The following is an 18,694-nucleotide window of genomic DNA, read 5'->3' on the forward strand; positions in this document are numbered from 1 at the left end:
CGTATCAGAGCAATGCTACCGTCTCACCGATGATACGGATGCCCTGACGGATATCGTTGACAGCTGGACGAACGAAGTTGAGACGAATATGCGAGTCGTCCATCTCATCCACATCGAACACGCCACCTGGCATGAAGGTGACGCCCTTCGCCCGGCAGACGTCCAGCACATCCAATGACCGAACGCCCTCCGGCAACGCAACCCAGATGTAATATCCACCTTCCGGCACGATCCAATGAGTACCGACCGGGGCGAACCGTTTCAGCGCTTCTGCAGCTGTGTCCCGACGCTCCCGATATGCAGCGGTCAGCTTGCGAACATGCTCGGAGATACGGCCCTCTTTCAACAATTCCAAGCAAATGCGCTGCGACGAGGTACTTGTATGCTGGTCGACCATACGGCGCAGAGCCGCCAATCGGTCGATGACATGTGGGTCGGCGACAATCCATCCGGTCCTCAATCCCGAAGTCACGGTTTTCGAGAACGTGGACAAATACATCACATAACCCGCATTTTCCATCCCCTTGAGCGGAACCGGGCGACTCTCCTGACGCGCAGACACCCCCGTGTCCACATCCGTTTTTCGGCGAGTGGAACTGTCACTGTCTTTGCCATACCACAGTTCACCATAGGCATCATCTTCAATGATGAGGCACTGGTAGCGACGAGCCACATCAATAAGCTCACGTCGACGTGCCGCCGGCATGGTAGTGCCGGTGGGGTTCTGGAACGTGGGAATCGTATAAATGAGTTTGGGATGGTAGCGTGCACAATAACCATCCAACAAATCAGTCCGCATGCCATGCTCATCCACCGGCACGCCGATAATACGCGCGTCAGCGGAACGAAAAGCCTGCAATGCCGGGAAAAACGTGGACTGCTCGACCAGCACACAATCGCCGGGGTTAACGAACGCACGTACGCATAAATCGATGCCTTGTTCAGAGCCGGAGAGCACCATCACATTATGTACGTCGCATTGCACACCGCGAGCGCGCATATGTTCGGCCAGCAGGGCGCGCAACTCCTCGAAACCTTCTATAGGCGATTCGGGTTGACCGTCGAATTCGTGCGAAGCGAAGGCCTCGATACTCACCGAACGCAGCAGGTCATCCGGAATATCGTCCGGATTGGGCGATCCGGTGGCGAAATCGATTACCGTATCGCCCCGCTGCGCGCGTTCCGCGGAAGCGATGTCATGGTAGGTGAATCGGTTGGAGTAATCGGAGAACAATACGGACCACGGAGGACGAACAACAATCGGTTCGACGTGATCCAACGATGACACACGCCGCATAACCTGCACTTGCGTATGTGCGGACGAACCGATGTTCGGGATTGCCGCCGAAATCGGAGAAGTCAACGACGCTTGTTCCGAAGATGCCGACAAAGTAGGCGCAATTGCTTGAGGCAGCACGAACGTGCCTTTACCTACTTTGGAAGCGATAAGGCCTTCATCTTTCAATTGCTGATAGGCCTGCAATACGGTGGTGCGGTTGACTTCAAGACGTGCGGCAAGCTCACGCTCAGGCGGTAAACGGTAACCTTCGGCAAGTTCTCCGGAGATAATCTGCTCACGCAGTTGGGTGGCCAGCTGCCGATACATCGGCACGCTGCTGCGACGGTTCAGCTGCAATTGCATACATCACCTCCCATACCGCACCACATCATACCTACCAAGCACTTTGCGCACTTTGCGCATTTCCCGTACCTTGCGCACCTTGTGTACTTTTCGCACGATTCATCCGCGAGCCACCCCATTCCCGCACTTTTCGCACGAATCGTACGTTAAACCGATTTTCTGGAGGCTATTTGCGTACTTTTCGCACGAAAAGTGTGGTTCTACAACGAAAGGAATAGCTCGTGGATGCGGGTGTCGTCCGTAAGCTCGGGATGGAACGCGGTGGCGAGAATATTGCCTTGCCGCAAGGCCACCGGATGGCCATCCACCTCGGTCTCCACCGTAGCTTCCGAGCCCACAGAGACCACGTATGGTCCACGAATAAACACCAGCGGAAAATTGGCTATATATGCCTTCCCGTCTTCGGGCTTGCCGAAATCGGCGGTGGCGGCGAAACTGCCCAACTGGCGGCCGTACGCGTTGCGGCGCACTACGGCATCCAACGCGCCGAAATACACGTTCGGATCGTTGTCCAGTTCCCGAGCAAGCAGGATCATGCCGGCACAGGTGCCGAATACGGGCTTGCCGGCCCTGATATGCGCATCGATCTTGTCGAACAGACCGGTGGAGCGCAACAACTTACCTTGCGTAGTGCTTTCGCCACCGGGCAAAATCACACGGTCGATAGAATCATCGAAATCTTCGGCGGCGCGCAGCAGCTTCCACGGGCTTCCGAGCTTATCCAACACAGCGGCATGCTCGGCAAACGCGCCCTGCACTGCCAGAATGCCGGTTACGCCATGGGCCGCGGATTCGGCATCGTCCGATTCCTCTTTGGAAATGTATTCAACAGCTACAACCATTGTGTCCTCTTTTGCGGTAACCCCTCAGTCAGCAAAGCTGACAGCTCCCCCAGGGGGAGCCGGAGGGAAGCGCCATGGTCACTCGCCGCGAGCGGCCATGATGGTCTGGATTTCGTCCTCGTTGATACCGACCATGGCCTCTCCCAAGTTCTCGGAAAGCTTGGCAAGCAGGTCTGCGTCCTGCCAGTTGGCGGTGGCCTTGACGATGGCAGCGGCACGCTTGGCCGGATCCCCGGACTTGAAGATGCCGGAGCCTACGAACACACCTTCCGCACCGAGTTCCATCATCAGGGCGGCATCGGCCGGAGTCGCCACGCCACCCGCCGCGAAGTTCACCACAGGCAGACGGCCGTTGTCGTGCACATACCTGGCCAGATCGTACGGTACGGCCAGCTGCTTGGCCGCTTCGTAAACCTCATCGTCACGCAGGGAGACAAGCTCGTGAATCTGCTTGTTCATCGTGCGCATGTGACGTACGGCCTGAATCACGTCACCGGTGCCAGGTTCGCCCTTGGTGCGAATCATGGCAGCGCCCTCGGCGATACGACGCAACGCCTCGCCCAAGTTCTTTGCGCCGCACACGAACGGCACATCGAACTGGTTCTTGTCGATGTGATACACATCGTCAGCGGGAGAGAGCACCTCGGATTCGTCGATATAATCGATGTCGATGGCCTGCAGAATGCGAGCCTCGGCGATGTGGCCGATACGCACCTTGGCCATGACCGGGATGGACACGGCTTCCTGAATGCCCTTGATCATGGCCGGGTCAGACATACGGGAGACGCCACCGGCTGCGCGAATGTCGGCGGGGATACGCTCCAGCGCCATCACCGCGCATGCGCCGGCATCCTGGGCGATCTTCGCCTGCTCGGGCGTAGTCACGTCCATGATCACGCCACCCTTGAGCATCTGGGCAAGATTACGATTGAGTTCCGCACGATTCTGCGTCATGAGTTTCCCTTCGTTCGACGCTGCTTGATACGCGCTTCATTATCGAACGGTTTGAACGAGCACCACCCAAACCAGTCCAATTTGGATGGGGCCAATTCGTAACTTCTGCACCCATCCAATCCATATAGCCAATTCATATAATGTCCGAAGCACACAGAAGCGCACAACTCTGAATCCACGTTGAATGTCGCATCATCCGATTATTCACCAAGCAACCATGCCGTTCGACTCAATCCCTCACGTATTCGAGGATGTCGCCGGGTTGACAGTCGAGGGCTTCGCAGATGGCGGCAAGGGTGGAGAAACGAATGGCGGAGACACGGTTGTTCTTGATTTTCGACAGATTGACGTTCGTAATGCCCACCTGCGCGGCCAACCAGTTCAGCGAGCGCCCACGCTCCACCATGATACGGTCAAGCCGAAGCACGATACGTCCATCATCTTCACGATCCGACGCATCAGGTTCATGCAGCTCACGAAGCCCGCCATCTTCACTCACTGCGCTCATAACAGGCCATCCACTTCCTGCTCCAACGACATGCCATAGTCGAAGATGCGCGAAAGCAGCAGCAACATGATGCCGATCATCACCAGCAGACCACTGAGCCATATCCCCGCACTGCCGGAAGCTCCGACGAGCGTACACACGATGTAGTTGGTCAACGCCACAACCGGAACCGCAATCAGATACCACCCCATACGGGAGAGTCGTTCGGAAATCACCGCACGGAATGGCGACGGCGACGACTGCTCGGCATGCCTCACCCAAGTGTTCAGCTCATCGCACAGAGCCGCAATCTGGCCGAACGCCAGCGCCAGCAGAGCATAGATGACCGTTCTGGACGCGCCAGTGGCAATGACGGCCACGGTGTTGATCGGACTACCGTCATATTGCTGCAGGTATATCGAATAGTCCAGCACCTGACCGGTGATGCTGATGCTGAATACGCCGCCGACATTGAGACTCAGCCGGTTATAGTCGGCGGTCAACGCCCCGGACGCCACAATAAAGGTCACCAGCACAACAGCCGTCGTCGCAACCGCCACCCATAGGAATACTGTGCCGATACGCGCAATGACAAGAGCCGCCGTACCCGCACGCCCCAACAACTCGGTTTGCGTGGAAGTGGAGTTGCCGTTTTTCGTGGCCATGATGTTCTCCGTTCAACCCTTTTCCCTAGAGACGAAAGTCGTTCAGTTGACGTCGCCTCAAAGAGAAAAAACCGGATTATATTGGCATCATTATAGCATAATTTATCGTTTATCGTTAAGTATTTAATGATACAACGAATATAAGACAGTCGATGGGTCAACGATCTTCGGCTCTCCACCTATGTCCTCAGGTAACTCTTGTCGCAATCGGCAGGAACACATTCGCGCACGAGACATGAGCACACAGGTCAAGCGGGAGCCGACGTACACCGCTACCCAACGGTATTGCCATACACCTGCGCCTGAAGATCCTTGCGGGCGGTTTCCATACGGGCGATTTGCCCAAGCAGCGCGATTTTCTCCTCGCCATCCGGCAATTGGGCCATACGACGCCTCGCCAAGCCGATCTGACGCATGAAGCCCATATCCAGCAGACGGGTGAGCAGTTCAGCGGCATATCGCTGTTCTTCCTTGGTGGCGGGACGCAATTGCACAGCGGCCGCTTCTCCTGCCATGCCCTGCGCGTTCGGCGGTATCGGCTGGGCTCCGCTGCCCTTGTCATCGCCAGGCAGCGGCAACGGCATGACTGCCAGCTCGTTGATCACCTGATTGAGCATCGGTCCGCCGGCCTTGGTGAGATTATGCATCCACAACCCTTGAGGAGTGTCATCGCTCGGCAATCCCCCTGCGGCCACAATGGCTTGGAACAACGTGCGAAACACCGGACTCATGAAATGATCCAACGTAAGCTGGCTGAACATGGTGCGGTCAATGGCGCGCGGCACCTGAATAAGCGTGGCCATGAACTGCTGCTCAGCGATGAACACGGCATCATCAATCTTGAAATATGTCTGCTCGGCGGCATCACGGCGTTCCAAAGCCTTACGAACGGCCGGATTGGCGTACGGGTTGGACCCCGGCTCCATGCGCGGCTCATCTTCACGGACAGATTTGCGGCGAGACGCATACGCATCCTCATCACGCACACGCAATTGACGGCGTGCGGACATGACCTCGCGGCGCATCACCTCCAAGTCCACGCCGATGCGTCCAGCGGCCTTGCGCGCATAAGCGTCCCACAGTGAGCGATCGCGAATCTGCGCCACCAGCGGCGCCACGGCCTTCATGGCACCCACCTGGCCGGGAGTATAGGTCAGGTCGAAACGATTGATGGCCGCATCAATGACAAAATCGTACAGCGGCTTGGCACCGGCGATCAACGAACGCACCGCTTCGTTGCCGCGCTCGATACGTAAATCGCAAGGGTCGAGGTTGCCGTCCGCCACCGCGACAAAGGTCTGTGACAGAAACGCCGAATCCAGCCCGAAAGCATGCAATGCCGCCTTTTGCCCGGCCGCATCACCGTCGAACGTGAACACGATGCGCGAGCTCAGCGGCTGATCCTTGACCTTCAGAGGACCGACCAGCTGCACCGCCCCCAGCGAATCATCGGCAATGAGCCGGCGCACGATTTTGGCGTGCTCGGCACCGAACGCCGTACCGCAGGTGGCGATGGCCGTGTCGATACCGGCCAAATGCATGGCCATCACATCCGTATAACCTTCGACGATCACCACTTGACGTTTCTTGACAATGGCGGACTTGGCCAAATCAATGCCGTACAGCACCTGATTTTTGCGATACAGCTGCGTATCAGGCGTATTGATGTACTTCGCCGCGATCTGGTCGTCCTCATACAGCTTGCGAGCGCCAAAACCGAGCGTGCGGCCGGTCGAATCGCGGATCGGCCATGTCACACGGCCGCGGAAATAGTCGTAGATGCCCCGCTGGCCCTGCCGGGCGAGTCCAGCATCCAGAATCTCCTTCTGTGTAAAGCCTTTGGACGACAGATGCCGGACCAGATTATCCCAACCTTGCGGCGCATATCCGCAACCGAATCGTTCGCAATCCGCCTGCGAAAAATTCCTGCCTCCGAGCAACTTTCGGGCTGGCAGCGCTTCCTTGGTGAAAATCTGGGCGACAAAAAAGCGTTGGGCTTCCTCGCAGGCTTCCAATAGTCGAGTGCGTTTGGAGCCGGTGCCGTCCGGCCGTCCAGAGGCATTGCCGGAATTCTCGTAATGCAGCTCGATGTGGTATTTATCCGCCAGAAGCTCTACAGCTTCACGGAAGTCGATGTTCTCAACCTGTTCGACGTACTTGAACACATCGCCGCCCAAGCCGCAACCAAAGCAATGCCACACCCCCAAGGAAGGCCGCACATTGAAGCTGCCGGTCTTTTCATCATGGAATGGGCATAACCCCACATAGGTGCCGGTGCCCGAAGGCTTGAGCGTCACGGTCGCGGATACGATGTCATACAGGTCCGCGGCGGCGCGCACCTTCTCAACGTCTTCTTTCTTAATCATCCCGACCATAGCTCACTAGACTACCGCCAGAACCGGGACACGGTAAAATTTTACCGTCAGCGACACAGGCAAGCCGTTTCCGGCTGTCGGCTCAACACAGAATCGAGTGCAGTGCCAGTGCCGAGTTATCAGTCAACGATGCGACCTGATCGATGGCCACGCGCAAGCGCTCGTCATCATTAGTCGCCTCATGCCAGTCATCCAAAAACTGATTCTCCAGCGCATCAGACGGCCGAGGCGAAGCGGCCATCAGCACATCCACCAAATCTTCCACGATCTTCAGCTCTTGTTCATGGAACGGCTCTCGCTCCCTCGGCTCCATCACAAAGTACACGGCGATGCCTTTCAGTGCCACAATTTCGTATGAGGTGGCTTCGGGAATCACCACATTCGCGGAATACCGTGTTAACGGGCCGGCGCCGTATGTATCGCGCGTGGCGGTTTCAACGGACCAGCAGAAACGTCCGATCAGGTCGGAGGTAATGTTCTTCAACTGTGCGAGCGCGTAACGAGACCCGTTGAAGTGAGCGGGGAACAGCCGTTCCTGACGCAATCTGCGGTAGGCGGCGAGCAATTCGTCCGGATTCCACCGTGTTCCATACCAGGCACGCGTGGCTTCCACGATATGATCCAGCACTTTCGGATCGCTCAGGACAATCGGATCGAACGCCCCTGTGGCAATGGAATCCTCCACATCGTGCACGGAGTAGGCGATGTCGTCCGCCAAATCCATGATCTGGCATTCCATTGGCTTGGCCGCCTTGGGTGCATGCTGCTTCAGCCAGCGAAATACCGGCTCATCGTCCGGATAGACACAGAATTTCTTGGACCGCTCCCCTTTGGGATGCTGGTCGGCTTCGGCCAAGGTCCATGGATATTTGACCGCTGCATCCAATGCCGCACGGGTGAGATTCACGCCGGCCGAACGACCATCCGGATGAAAGATCTTGGGCTCCAATCGGGTCAGGATACGCATGGTCTGGGCGTTGCCTTCGAATCCACCAATGTTTTTGGCGATTTCGGCGAGCGCGCGCTCCCCGTTGTGCCCGAATGGCGGATGCCCCAGATCATGGGCCAGGCAAGAGCAATCCACCACGTCCGGGTCACAGCCCAACAGAGCGCCGATCTGGCGGCCGATTTGAGCGACTTCCAACGTATGCGTCAGACGGGTTCGGGCAAAATCATCGGTGCCGGCCACCAAGATCTGGCTTTTTGCCCCGAGGCGGCGAAGCGCCGAGGAATGAATCAGACGAGCGCGATCGCGTTCAAAAGCGGTGCGCGATTTGGACTTCGGCGGCTCTGGAGCCCAACGCTCCTCATCACAGGCGTTATACCCCTCGTTGACCAATACCGGTTCCCCATCCCGCGTCATTTCCATAAGACCATAGTACGAAACGATCCCCCATCGCGAGAAAAAGCCGCGCTGATCGGTTCTCAGTGCAACAAATTCTCGCGCTCAAGCCCCATTTCGAGAAAAAGCCGCGCTGAGCAGTTGTCAGCGCGGCTTTTTCTCAGGAACCTCATCTCATGGCTTCACAGTAGCGTCGAAGCGTCAAGCTTGGCCAAATCCTCGGGCGGCAACACTTCGGCGGCATGCTCGTAAAGGCGCGGGATACGGTTTCTCAGGCAGGTGAAGATCTCGTAGCTGATAGTGTCGGCAGCACGGGCCCAATCGTCGGCGGTAGGTTCAGCGAAGTCCTCGCCACGCCCCGGGCCGAACAGCTCGACCGTATCACCCTCGTGTACACCAAGTTCATCGGCGGAACCGTGCAGATCCACAATGAACTGGTCCATGCACACACGACCGCACACGCGCAGCAGACGAGGCCCCTGCGTGGTCATGATACGTACCGGACCGCCGTGCTTCTCCACATGCTTGGCACCTTCCATATCGAAACCAGAGGCGGAACGATGGATGCCGTCGGCGTAGCCGAGCGGCACAATGGCGGTAGAGGTGTTGTCGGGGGTGAGGTACGTACGGCCGTATGAAATGCCATGACCGGCCTCCACATCCTTGACTGTGCCCAGCTGCGCCTGGAGACGCATGGCCGGCGTCAAATGCCAGTCACGCGGAGTGCCCATGGCGGGATCAGGCTCATAACCATACAGCCCGATACCAGGACGAGTCAGTTCAAAATGGATTTCCGGACGGTCCAGCGTGGCAGCGGTATTCGCCAGATGACGAATCTGAGGCGCAATGCCGGCCGCTTCCATCCGCCGGGTGAAGTCTTTGAACGTTTCAATCTGACGGTCGGTGGAGGCCACGAATTCAGGGACATCCGGCGAATCGGCTACAGCCAAGTGGCTCCACTGGCCGATAATCTCAATCACGCCTTCCTTAGCGAGCGGCACCAGCTTGGCGAGCGCCGCATCAAACCCGGCCGGAGTGAACCCGTTACGTCCGAAACCGGAGTCGACCTTGACATGCACACGAGCCGGCTTGCCAAGCTTACGCGCGGCAGCGGCCACGGCATCAATACCGGGCAGTGAGCCGACGGACACATCAATGTCGGCAGCGATCAACTCATCGAACGGCACCTGTGTACCGTTGTAGACCCAAGTCAAAATATGGCAACGCTCCGGACCGATGCCGAGCTTGCGCAGCAGCAACGCCTCATGAGACTGCGCGGTACCAAGCCATGTGGCACCACCGGCGAGCGCAGCCAGCGCAGAGGGCAGCAGACCATGGCCGTAAGCATCGGCCTTGACCACACCCATCACCGCCGTACCAGAATGAGGGCCACCGACCACGGAAACCAAATGTGCCATATTGTCTCGCATGGCTTTAAGATCCACGATGGCCTGCGCGGGGTATTGCCGCAGGGCGGCCGCGTAATTGGCCTTGCCCTGTTCGCCGGAGAAACTAATTTCGGGTGCTGCATTCATGCTCATGATTCCCTATTCTTGCGCGACAATGTGACGTGTGAACGAAGAGGCCACATTCCAGCGAACTTTGAACGAAAAGTAACCCAAAAGTTACACATACGCGGCTCTTATCGCGGACTTGAGGCATTGTTGTCCGCAAGTCAAGCGTAGACTATCCGAACTATACAGCTCTTAAGCATAATTGCTTGATTACGCGAACTGTTGTCTGATTCCCGGCGTTGAGGCGTGCCGGGATCCCGGAAATCCGTCCGGTTTAGCCCCATAAACCAAGTTCATGAGAGAAGAACTATGGATCTCTTCCGCAAAAAAAGCGTGGATCAGCTCGTATCCGAATCCACTCCGCTCAAGCGCACCATGCACACCTTTGATCTGACGATGCTCGGCATCGGTGCGATCATCGGTACCGGTATCTTCGTGCTTACCGGCAAGGGTGCGCTTACCGCCGGCCCGGCACTGTCCGTCTCGTTCCTGCTCGCCGCCATCTGCTGCGGTTTTGCAGGTCTGTGCTACGCCGAATTCGCTTCCATGGCACCGGTTTCCGGTTCTGCCTATTCCTATGCCTATCTGGCATTCGGCGAACTGATCGCCTTCATCATCGGCTGGGATTTGATTTTGGAATACGCTCTGCAGGCAGCTACCGTGTCTGCCGGCTGGTCTGGCTATTTCAACAAACTGCTTGAAGACTTCGGTCTGCATCTACCGGTTGAATTGACCGCCGCTTATGGCACGACCCCCGGCGTCACTACGTATTTCAACCTGCCCGGTTTCGTGATTGTGCTGCTGATCACCTGGGTGCTGTCCATCGGCATCAACCAGACCAAGCGCACCAACGACATCATGGTGATGATCAAGCTCATCATTATCGTGCTGTTCATCGTCTGCACCGTGTGGTTTGTGAACCCAGCCAACTGGCATCCGTTCTCCCCGTACGGCATCTACACCTTCCAGCCCGGTTCCACTCAGCCATATGGCATTGTGCCGGCCGCCTCTATTGTGTTCTTCAGCTTCATCGGCTTCGACGCCGTCTCCTCCTCCGCTGAGGAAACCGTGAACCCGAACAAGACACTGCCCAAGGGTATTCTGCTTTCCCTGGCCATCTCCACGGTGCTGTACATCGTGATGACGCTCATCATGACCGGCGTGGTGCCGTACAAGGAGTTCGCCAACTTTATCGATGCCCCGGTCGCCGGTGTGATTCTGGCCACTGGACTGAACTGGCTGGCCGTGATCGTGAACCTCGGCGCTCTGATCGGTATGACCACGGTGATGCTCGTGCAGCTCTACGGTCAGTCCCGCATCTGCTACGCCATGAGCCGCGACGGCCTCTTCCCCGAGTTCTTCGGCCACGTACACAAGAAGTACCGCACACCGTTCAAGGGCACCTGGTTCTTCGGCATCCTGACCGCCATCGCCGGTGGATTCATCAACATCAATGTGCTGTTCGAGCTGGTGAACATCGGTACGCTCTCCGCGTTTATCATCGTGTCCGCCGGTATTCTCTGGATGCGCAAGACTCAGCCGGACGCCCACCGCGGCTTCAAGGCTCCGCTCGTGCCGTTCACGCCGATTATCTCCATTGTGTTCTGCTTCGTGCTGATCGCAGGCCTCAACTGGGAGACCTGGGTACGATTCGCCATTTGGTTCGGCTTGGGACTTCTGGTCTACTTCGGCTACAGCCGCAAGCGTTCCAAGCTTGACCCAGTGAACGTCAACGCTGAGGTCAAGGCCTGATCAGACCGAACTGGTCTGTTGCATAGAGCATACAGGCATTGCATATGGGAAAGGCTCCTCTTCACGAGGAGCCTTTCCCATATCCGCCAGTTGAACGTGGAATAACACGCGCGGCACCAATCAAGACGCTCCGTTACTCCGCGCTCAACTCACCATTCGTGGCGCTGATAGGCGATTCTAGTGGTATCAGTCGGTCGGTCAATCAGCTGAATCAGCCCGCAACGGGCAAATCCCGCCGATTCCAGTACATGCTGCATCGCTTTGTTGTTGGGATGGGTATCGGCGCGCACATTGCCATAATGCTTTAATGCCCACTTGATGCAGTCGCGAGCGGCATGGCGTACCAGTCCTGCGGATGCGATGCGGTGGATAGTCACATATGCGTTGTTGTCCAGCCAAGCACCATCAATGTTGAGATAGGTGGGATCCTCCCCCGGGCAGAGCGCGAACTGCGCCAGAATGCGCTCATGGCCATCATATTCATCTACCAGCAGCATGGCGCGCTGGTTGACGATATCGTCCAATACTACGGACTCGCGGGGAAACTGAGTGCCCCATTGCGTCGGGTTGCCATTGGAGGCCATCAATGCACGAGCATGCGCATAGATGCGCTGCATCTGAGGAAAATCACGCATGGTGGCGTGGCGAAAGCGGCGGTTCGCGGCCTTGCCTGCATCATTGGACTGAACCATTGTGGTATGAGTCATCTCCACCTCTCGACAATGACGGCTGCCAGCCAATAATAACTGACGCACAACTGACGGCAAACCTACCATGTCATAGGCACAAAGCTACGGCTCCTCGTCTCCCCCTTGCGAATATGGCTCACTGATTCGAACCCAGTGGAACATATTCGCGAGATACGGTCATTCCCCTTCGTGGGGTATGGTCAATCCCCCGTTGCAAGGACGTCTATCTCCTTCGCAGGGAACGGACACCCTCGCGAATATGGCTCACTGATTCGAACCCAGTGGAACATATTCGCGAGATACGGTCATCCCCCTTCGCTGGGATGCCCCCCTTCCGCGAATATGACTCACTGATACAACCGCAGTGGAACATATTCGCGAGGAACACGCGACGGGGAGGAACGATCGAGGGACAACCGAGGGACAACCGAGGGACAACCGAGGAACAACCAAGGAACAACCGACGGTAACAACAGCGAGGAACGACGAACCACAGGACGGAGGGAGAGCGCGAGGAACGACGAGCCACGAGACGGGGAGAGAAAAAGACTCACACCACCTTGCGCTCGAACGGGTCGGAGCTGATGCCTTCCTCAAGAATCTGCTTGCACCATTCCTTGGCGGTGAACAGGCTGTGATCGCGATAGTTGCCGCAGCTGACTTCGGTGGTAGCAGGCACATCATCCCAAGTGGCTTCGTAGGCGATGAATTCCAACGATTCCTTGAGCGCACGGGCCACTTCCTCGGTGGGGTGCTCGCCCCAGGTGAGCAGGTGGAAACCGGTACGGCATCCGAACGGCGAGCAATCAATGTAACCGGGGATGCGTTCGCGCAGCAACACGGCAATCGTGTGCTCGATGGTATGCAAGCCGCCAGTGGGAATTGCCTGCTTGTTCGGCTGGGTCAGTCGCAGATCGTAATTGGAAATCACGTCTCCGTGAGGCCCTTTTTCCGTATCGATATAGCGCACATACGGCGCCTTGACCTTGGTGTGGTCCAGCTGGAAGCTTTCCACCACCGGCTTGCCGGCCGGCTGCGCACTCGTCTCGTCTGCCATTCCTTCATTCCTTTCCGTATTCCGCATGGGTTCTGTATGGTTGATCAATATGATGAACCGATCTGTCCGGTATTGCGGATCCCAGTATTGCGGATATGGTAAGCAATCGTAGTCGGGTTCCATAGGAAGGTCCGGAAACACCCCGTAAACCGCTATACAAGATAGTTATTGCATATTCCCTGCATTGAACAAGGCAACGGTCTGCATGAATCGTTGACCGTAGAGATCAAGCTTATGCTGGCCCACGCCGTTGACGGCAAGGAACTGAGCGTTGGTGACCGGCTTGATGCGAGCCATATCCCGCAGAGTTTTATCCGAAAACACGATGTACGGCGGCTTGCCGATCTCTTGGGCGATGGTACGGCGCAAGTCGCGCAGTTTCTGGAACAGCGCCTCCTCGTCATCATCCGGGACGTACAAGCCCAGCGCCGAACCGGCCAACGCATCAGCGGATATGACGGAAGCGCCGCCGTGAAGACGATTCCGTTTCGCCCCAGCGCTGCTGCCAGCCGCCACGCTCCTACGCTCCACCCGTTTGATTTCATAATGGAAATCGGCTGCGGCGGTTTCTGCGGCACGTTTGCCGAACATCACGATGGGCAAACGCCCCTCCGCGATGAACAGGAACCCGTCTGTGGCCATCTGACTCAATACATCACGAATACGCGCCTCATTCACATCCTTCAACATGCCGAACGTGGGCATCTGCTCAGGGTTCAGCCACGCCAAATCCTGAGCTTTGGAGCCACGCAAAATCTTGACGATCTTACCGGAACCCACGCGCTGGTTCACGTCATGTACGCAACGGCTGATGGCTCGCGCCACGCGAGTCACGTCAATGGTTTCAAATGTGCTTTCACAATTCGAACAGGCACCGCACTTATGTGGCGCCGCCCCACGATCACCGCCAGTATCACGATCCGCATCGCCACAATGGGCATCGCCACCTACCGCATGATCCGTGCGATCGAACGAATCCTCCAACTCCTGCCCGAAATACCGCGTCATATACCGGTGCAGACAGTCTGTGGTACGGCAGTACCCCACCATGCCGTCAAGCAGACGCCGCTTGGACTGGCGTACGATCTCCTGCTCTTCAGGAGTCAATCGTTCGTTCTCATAATCAGTGTCCAGCAGTCTGCGTCGGGTGACGATATCGGATTCATTCCACAACAGCGTGCAACGGCTGGGTTCACCGTCACGCCCCGCACGCCCGGCTTCCTGATAGTAGGCTTCGATGGATTCAGGCATATTGTGGTGGATTACGAACCGCACATTGGATTTGTCGATGCCCATGCCGAAAGCGTTCGTAGCCACTACCACCGGCACCCGGTCCGTAATGAAGTCACGTTGCGCCTGTTCCCGTACTTCCGGCGACATGCCGCCGTGATAGGCGACTGCCGGATGCCCCATCTGATTCAGGGCGGCAGCCAACGCCTCGGTCTCCTTTCGGGTGGCGCAGTATATGATGCCGGACTCGTCCTCATGATCGGCCACGTATCGGGCAATCCATGCGGCCTTATATTTTGATTCCAGCTTGACCACGTCAAAGTACAGATTCGGCCGATCGAAACCGGTCACGGTCACGGTCGGATTACGCAGTCCCAGAATCGTGATGATATCCTGGCGCACGCGCTCGGTGGCGGTGGCGGTGAACGCCCCGATCGTCGGTCGAGTCGGCAGCGAAGCGATGAAACCACCGATACCCAAATATGATGAGCGAAAATCCTGCCCCCATTGGGAAACGCAGTGCGCCTCATCCACGGCGATCAACGAAATCGGCGTGCGCACGGCGAAATCGCGGAATCGTCCGGTTTCCAAACGTTCCGGAGCCACGTACAGCAACCTCACCTGACCTGCGGCCACTTGGGCCAACACCATCGATTGCTCGTCCGGCGTTTGGGTCGCGTTGACGAAAGCGGCGGTAAGGCCAAGATCGTTGAGGGCGTCCACCTGATCACGCATCAGCGAAATCAGCGGAGAAACCACGATAGTGATACCCGGCAACAAGGCGGCAGGCACCTGATAGCACACCGATTTGCCTGCACCTGTCGGCATGACGCCCAGCACATCCTGGCCTTCCAGCAAGGATTCGACAATCCCCTGCTGCCCCGGCCGGAACGAATCGTAGCCGAAATACCGTTTGAGCGCCCCCAGCGCCGCCTGTTGCGATGTCATAACTGTCCAGTGTATGCGTAACGTAAGCCCGTCATGCTCACCGATTTCCGCGCGTGGCCAAACAAAACCGCCGACCTCGTAGCCTGCAGGTATTATGATGCGGCAAAGGACATGCAGTCAAAAGAGAGTTTAGTGGGGCACCTATGGCCAGCGAAACAACTTCATTCTCATTTCCGGACGATCTCCCGGATAATCAGGAAACTGCGGTAATCAAGCCGATTCAGGCGGACGGCATGAGTGCGATCGCCGACGCCGTTTTCACCGGAGCATCCGGCATTGCAGACGCCAACGCCAAAGACGCCCCATATGTCGGCGCACACGCCGCACGACGCGGCAAAGGTCGCAGCAGCGGGGTCAAGGTCGGCGTAATCACCGCCGCCGCGATCTTCGCACTGTTGTTGGCCTCCTTGGTGACCTACTTCTTCGTCGGCCGCTGGTATTTCCAAGACAAGGCGGCACCCGGCGTATATCTGGGCAATGTTTCCGTAACCGGTCAGACTCGCGAGGAGCTCAAGGATACGGTCGCCAAGCAGATGAAAAGCACGTCCGTGACGTTCAGCGCCAACGGCAAGACGGTGACCGCATCGCTGAAAGACCTTGGCGTAAGCGTAGACGAGAACAAAACCGTGGACTCGCTGCTGAACGCCAAAACCGGCGACGTGGCGAAGCTGAACGTCTTCAATCGTGCGCATGTGGCGCTTGTCGCAACCACGAACAACGACACCGCCGAACAGTTCGCCACCAATAGTCTGGTCGATGAGGCCGAGCGCGCGCAGAATACCAGCCTGTCATACAATCGGGAATCCGGACAGTTCGACGTGGTGGAGGGCAAGGATGGTCAGGAGCCGAATCCCTCTACGGTCAAGTCCGCTGTGGAGCAGGCCATAGCCGCTCCGGGAGAGACGCATGCGGTCTCCGCGAAACTGGTAACCGCGCAAAATCCGGTAGATGACGCCAGCGCACAACAGGCTCAGGCGGACGCCAACGCCAAGCTAGCCCTCAATCTGACCGTGGATAATGGTGTCAACAGAAGCGTTACGATCCCGGCGGAAACCATTGCCTCGTTCATCACCACGAACATTGACAAGAAAACCGGTGCGATGAGCCTGGCGATCAATCGCGATGCAATCACCCAATACGTGTCCAGCGAAGCGGTGACCAAGGAACTGACAGTAAGCAAGGTGACCCGCGAAACCTACATCACCCCGAAGTCCGAAGGCGGTGTGGAAATCGGCGCCGATAAGACACTCGGCGTAGATGGCATTACGGTGACCGGCCCGGGCAATGCCCCAGACCAGCTGGCCGGCGCCATCGAATCCAATCAATCTTCCGATTCGACCGTAGCGGTCAAGGATGATCCATATGACGTCAAGCAAGTCGAGGTGCCGCATAACTTCGATGTGGCCAACGGCGACAAATGGGTCCACGTGGATCTGACCAATCAGACCGCCACCGCTTATCAGGGTACTACGCCGGTCAAGACGTTCCTCATCGCCTCTGGTCTGCCCACGCCGGATCGTATTTCCGACACCGGCACATTCTATGTGTATCTCAAATACGAACAGCAGACGATGACCGGCCCCGGCTACTCCCAGCCCACCCCGTGGATCTCCTACTACAACGGCGGTGAGGCATTGCATGCCGTTCCCCCGTACATGTGGGGCGATCACCCGATTTACGTGCAGCAGGGCATCCCCGGTTCACACGGCTGCATCAATATGCAGATTGCCGACGCCAAGTGGATGTATGACTGGGCGGTGATCGGCACCCGAGTAGTGGTCGATGGCACGACGCCTACCTCTGGTCAGCCATTGCGTGCGGCCGGCGCGGATGCGACCAACTGGCAGGGAGCCTGACCTTTAGAGCGGACCATGAAAAATCCCTTGCTCCATGTGGGACAAGGGATTTTTCATATCAGAAATCTCACATCAATTTGCTGTACGTTGCTGTACGGCTTACTTCACAGTCGATCCAGCGCCTGCTTGAGATCGGCGATGAGATCGTCCGCGTTTTCGATGCCCACGGAGATGCGCACCAGATTGGCGGGCACCTGCAACGTGGTGCCGGACACAGAGGCATGAGTCATGGCCGCGGGCACTTCGATCAGGCTTTCCACGCCACCGAGCGATTCAGCCAGCGTAAAGATCTCGGTGTGGTCCACGAACCGCTTGGCGGCTTCGGCACCCGCCGCCAACTGCACGGACACGATGCCGCCGAAGCCGCCGTGCATCTGACGGGCGGCGATCTCATGGCCCGGATGGGATTCAAGACCTGGGTACCAGACGCGCTCGATCACGTCAGCCGGCTGGGATTCCAACCATTCGGCCACCTTCAGCGCGTTGGCACTGTGACGCTTGACGCGCAAGTCCAGGGTCTTGAGGCCGCGGATATCCAGCCAGGAATCGAACGGGGAGGGTACGGCACCGGCGGCATTCTGCAGGAAGGCCACCTTCTCGCGGGTCTCCTCGTCGTTCAACACCACGGCGCCACCCACCACGTCGGAGTGTCCGCCGATGTATTTGGTGGTGGAGTAGACCACCACATCCGCCCCCTCGTCCAATGGATGCTGCAGCGCCGGCGAGGCGAAGGTGTTGTCCACCACCACCTTGGTGCCGTATTTGTGCGCCACTTCCGCAGTTGCAGCAATATCCGTGATGTTGAGCAGTGGGTTGGATGGCGTCTCGACCCACACGTACTTGTACTGCTTGGCGGCCAGCACCTGCTCTACAGCGGCCGTGTCGGTGATGTCCACTACGTCAAGGCCTACGCCCCACGGCACGAACACCTTGGCGAGCAGACGGTAGGTACCGCCGTACACGTCGTTGCCGAGCAGGATGTTATCGCCGGGCAGGATGGTGGAACGCAGCAGCACATCGATGGCGGCCAGGCCCGAGGAGAAGCTCAATGCGTATTTGGCTCCTTCCACGGCAGCGAGTTGCTCATCGAAGCTGGTGCGGGTGGGATTGATGGAGCGCGAGTAGTCGTGGCCGCCTCTGAGGCCCAAAACGCCATCCTGCTTGAAGGTGGAGGTGGCGAAGATCGGAGTCACCACGGCACCGGTGGTGGGATCGGGCTCTTGACCGGCGTGAATGGCACGGGTGGCGAGAGCGGCGGATGCAAACTTGGCGTTGTATTCAGCGGACATATGAGTATTCCTTCCTGCTATTGGTTGATGGTCGTTGGTTGAATGGGTCGGA

14 protein-coding genes are annotated in these 18,694 nt (G+C 57.6%); 2 read left to right on the forward strand and 12 right to left on the reverse strand.

What is annotated here, in order from left to right; genetic code table 11:
- Positions 1-4: 4 nt before the first annotated feature.
- The 8 genes from G1C97_RS08630 to alr form a co-directional block, all read right to left on the reverse strand.
- Positions 5-1,642 carry an aminotransferase-like domain-containing protein gene (locus tag G1C97_RS08630; protein WP_169241416.1) on the reverse strand — a complete coding sequence of 546 codons (1,638 nt, stop codon included), beginning with the start codon at positions 1,640-1,642 and terminating at the stop codon, positions 5-7.
- 200 nt (positions 1,643-1,842) lie between these two features.
- On the reverse strand, positions 1,843-2,484 hold the full coding sequence (pdxT, locus tag G1C97_RS08635; protein WP_169241417.1) for a pyridoxal 5'-phosphate synthase glutaminase subunit PdxT: 642 nt from the start codon (positions 2,482-2,484) through the stop codon (positions 1,843-1,845).
- Between the two features lie 78 nt (positions 2,485-2,562).
- On the reverse strand, positions 2,563-3,438 hold the full coding sequence (pdxS, locus tag G1C97_RS08640; protein WP_169241418.1) for a pyridoxal 5'-phosphate synthase lyase subunit PdxS: 876 nt from the start codon (positions 3,436-3,438) through the stop codon (positions 2,563-2,565).
- A gap of 229 nt (positions 3,439-3,667) precedes the next feature.
- Positions 3,668-3,868 carry a helix-turn-helix domain-containing protein gene (locus G1C97_RS08645; protein ID WP_417852224.1) on the reverse strand — a complete coding sequence of 67 codons (201 nt, stop codon included), beginning with the start codon at positions 3,866-3,868 and terminating at the stop codon, positions 3,668-3,670.
- 74 nt (positions 3,869-3,942) lie between these two features.
- Positions 3,943-4,590 carry a hypothetical protein gene (locus G1C97_RS08650; RefSeq protein ID WP_169241419.1) on the reverse strand — a complete coding sequence of 216 codons (648 nt, stop codon included), beginning with the start codon at positions 4,588-4,590 and terminating at the stop codon, positions 3,943-3,945.
- Between the two features lie 272 nt (positions 4,591-4,862).
- The gene (dnaG, locus tag G1C97_RS08655) at positions 4,863-6,965 is read right to left on the reverse strand and encodes a DNA primase (RefSeq protein WP_169241420.1); all 2,103 of its coding nucleotides are present in this window, start codon (positions 6,963-6,965) and stop codon (positions 4,863-4,865) included.
- An 82-nt stretch (positions 6,966-7,047) separates the two neighbouring features.
- The gene (locus tag G1C97_RS08660) at positions 7,048-8,334 is read right to left on the reverse strand and encodes a deoxyguanosinetriphosphate triphosphohydrolase (protein WP_169241421.1); all 1,287 of its coding nucleotides are present in this window, start codon (positions 8,332-8,334) and stop codon (positions 7,048-7,050) included.
- Positions 8,335-8,489: 155 nt separating this feature from the next.
- The gene (alr, locus tag G1C97_RS08665) at positions 8,490-9,848 is read right to left on the reverse strand and encodes an alanine racemase (RefSeq protein ID WP_169241422.1); all 1,359 of its coding nucleotides are present in this window, start codon (positions 9,846-9,848) and stop codon (positions 8,490-8,492) included.
- 282 nt (positions 9,849-10,130) lie between these two features.
- On the opposite strand from alr, the gene G1C97_RS08670 reads away from it, so the two are divergent.
- The gene (locus G1C97_RS08670) at positions 10,131-11,573 is read left to right on the forward strand and encodes an APC family permease (protein ID WP_169241423.1); all 1,443 of its coding nucleotides are present in this window, start codon (positions 10,131-10,133) and stop codon (positions 11,571-11,573) included.
- A 149-nt stretch (positions 11,574-11,722) separates the two neighbouring features.
- On the opposite strand, the gene G1C97_RS08675 is transcribed toward G1C97_RS08670, so the two are convergent.
- The 3 genes from G1C97_RS08675 to G1C97_RS08685 all read right to left on the reverse strand — a co-directional run bounded on the left by G1C97_RS08675 (position 11,723) and on the right by G1C97_RS08685 (position 15,497).
- Complete coding sequence (locus tag G1C97_RS08675; RefSeq protein ID WP_169241445.1) at positions 11,723-12,265, reverse strand: GNAT family N-acetyltransferase; 543 nt, start codon at positions 12,263-12,265, stop codon at positions 11,723-11,725.
- A gap of 547 nt (positions 12,266-12,812) precedes the next feature.
- Positions 12,813-13,319 carry an S-ribosylhomocysteine lyase gene (locus G1C97_RS08680; RefSeq protein WP_100496741.1) on the reverse strand — a complete coding sequence of 169 codons (507 nt, stop codon included), beginning with the start codon at positions 13,317-13,319 and terminating at the stop codon, positions 12,813-12,815.
- A 165-nt stretch (positions 13,320-13,484) separates the two neighbouring features.
- The gene (locus G1C97_RS08685) at positions 13,485-15,497 is read right to left on the reverse strand and encodes a RecQ family ATP-dependent DNA helicase (protein ID WP_169241424.1); all 2,013 of its coding nucleotides are present in this window, start codon (positions 15,495-15,497) and stop codon (positions 13,485-13,487) included.
- A gap of 143 nt (positions 15,498-15,640) precedes the next feature.
- Here G1C97_RS08685 and G1C97_RS08690 point away from each other — a divergent pair, with 143 nt between their 5' ends.
- Positions 15,641-17,353, forward strand: a complete 1,713-nt coding sequence (locus G1C97_RS08690) for a L,D-transpeptidase (protein WP_169241425.1) — start codon at positions 15,641-15,643, stop codon at positions 17,351-17,353.
- Between the two features lie 104 nt (positions 17,354-17,457).
- Here G1C97_RS08690 and G1C97_RS08695 read toward each other — a convergent pair whose 3' ends face one another.
- Positions 17,458-18,642, reverse strand: a complete 1,185-nt coding sequence (locus G1C97_RS08695; protein ID WP_169241426.1) for a cystathionine gamma-synthase — start codon at positions 18,640-18,642, stop codon at positions 17,458-17,460.
- Positions 18,643-18,694: the final 52 nt, after the last annotated feature.

Source organism: Bifidobacterium olomucense (assembly GCF_012932375.1).
Lineage (GTDB): Bacteria > Actinomycetota > Actinomycetes > Actinomycetales > Bifidobacteriaceae > Bifidobacterium > Bifidobacterium olomucense.

What these genes read in the sequence shown, in the direction of transcription:
- G1C97_RS08630 (WP_169241416.1), bottom strand. Translation starts at nt 1,642, where the DNA reads ATGCAATTGCAGCTGAACCGTCGCAGCAGCGTGCCGATGTATCGGCAG.
- pdxT (WP_169241417.1), bottom strand. Translation starts at nt 2,484, where the DNA reads ATGGTTGTAGCTGTTGAATACATTTCCAAAGAGGAATCGGACGATGCC.
- pdxS (WP_169241418.1), bottom strand. Translation starts at nt 3,438, where the DNA reads ATGACGCAGAATCGTGCGGAACTCAATCGTAATCTTGCCCAGATGCTC.
- G1C97_RS08650 (WP_169241419.1), bottom strand. Translation starts at nt 4,590, where the DNA reads ATGGCCACGAAAAACGGCAACTCCACTTCCACGCAAACCGAGTTGTTG.
- dnaG (WP_169241420.1), bottom strand. Translation starts at nt 6,965, where the DNA reads ATGGTCGGGATGATTAAGAAAGAAGACGTTGAGAAGGTGCGCGCCGCC.
- G1C97_RS08660 (WP_169241421.1), bottom strand. Translation starts at nt 8,334, where the DNA reads ATGGAAATGACGCGGGATGGGGAACCGGTATTGGTCAACGAGGGGTAT.
- alr (WP_169241422.1), bottom strand. Translation starts at nt 9,848, where the DNA reads ATGAGCATGAATGCAGCACCCGAAATTAGTTTCTCCGGCGAACAGGGC.
- G1C97_RS08670 (WP_169241423.1), top strand. Translation starts at nt 10,131, where the DNA reads ATGGATCTCTTCCGCAAAAAAAGCGTGGATCAGCTCGTATCCGAATCC.
- G1C97_RS08675 (WP_169241445.1), bottom strand. Translation starts at nt 12,265, where the DNA reads ATGGTTCAGTCCAATGATGCAGGCAAGGCCGCGAACCGCCGCTTTCGC.
- G1C97_RS08680 (WP_100496741.1), bottom strand. Translation starts at nt 13,319, where the DNA reads ATGGCAGACGAGACGAGTGCGCAGCCGGCCGGCAAGCCGGTGGTGGAA.
- G1C97_RS08685 (WP_169241424.1), bottom strand. Translation starts at nt 15,497, where the DNA reads ATGACATCGCAACAGGCGGCGCTGGGGGCGCTCAAACGGTATTTCGGC.
- G1C97_RS08690 (WP_169241425.1), top strand. Translation starts at nt 15,641, where the DNA reads ATGGCCAGCGAAACAACTTCATTCTCATTTCCGGACGATCTCCCGGAT.
- G1C97_RS08695 (WP_169241426.1), bottom strand. Translation starts at nt 18,642, where the DNA reads ATGTCCGCTGAATACAACGCCAAGTTTGCATCCGCCGCTCTCGCCACC.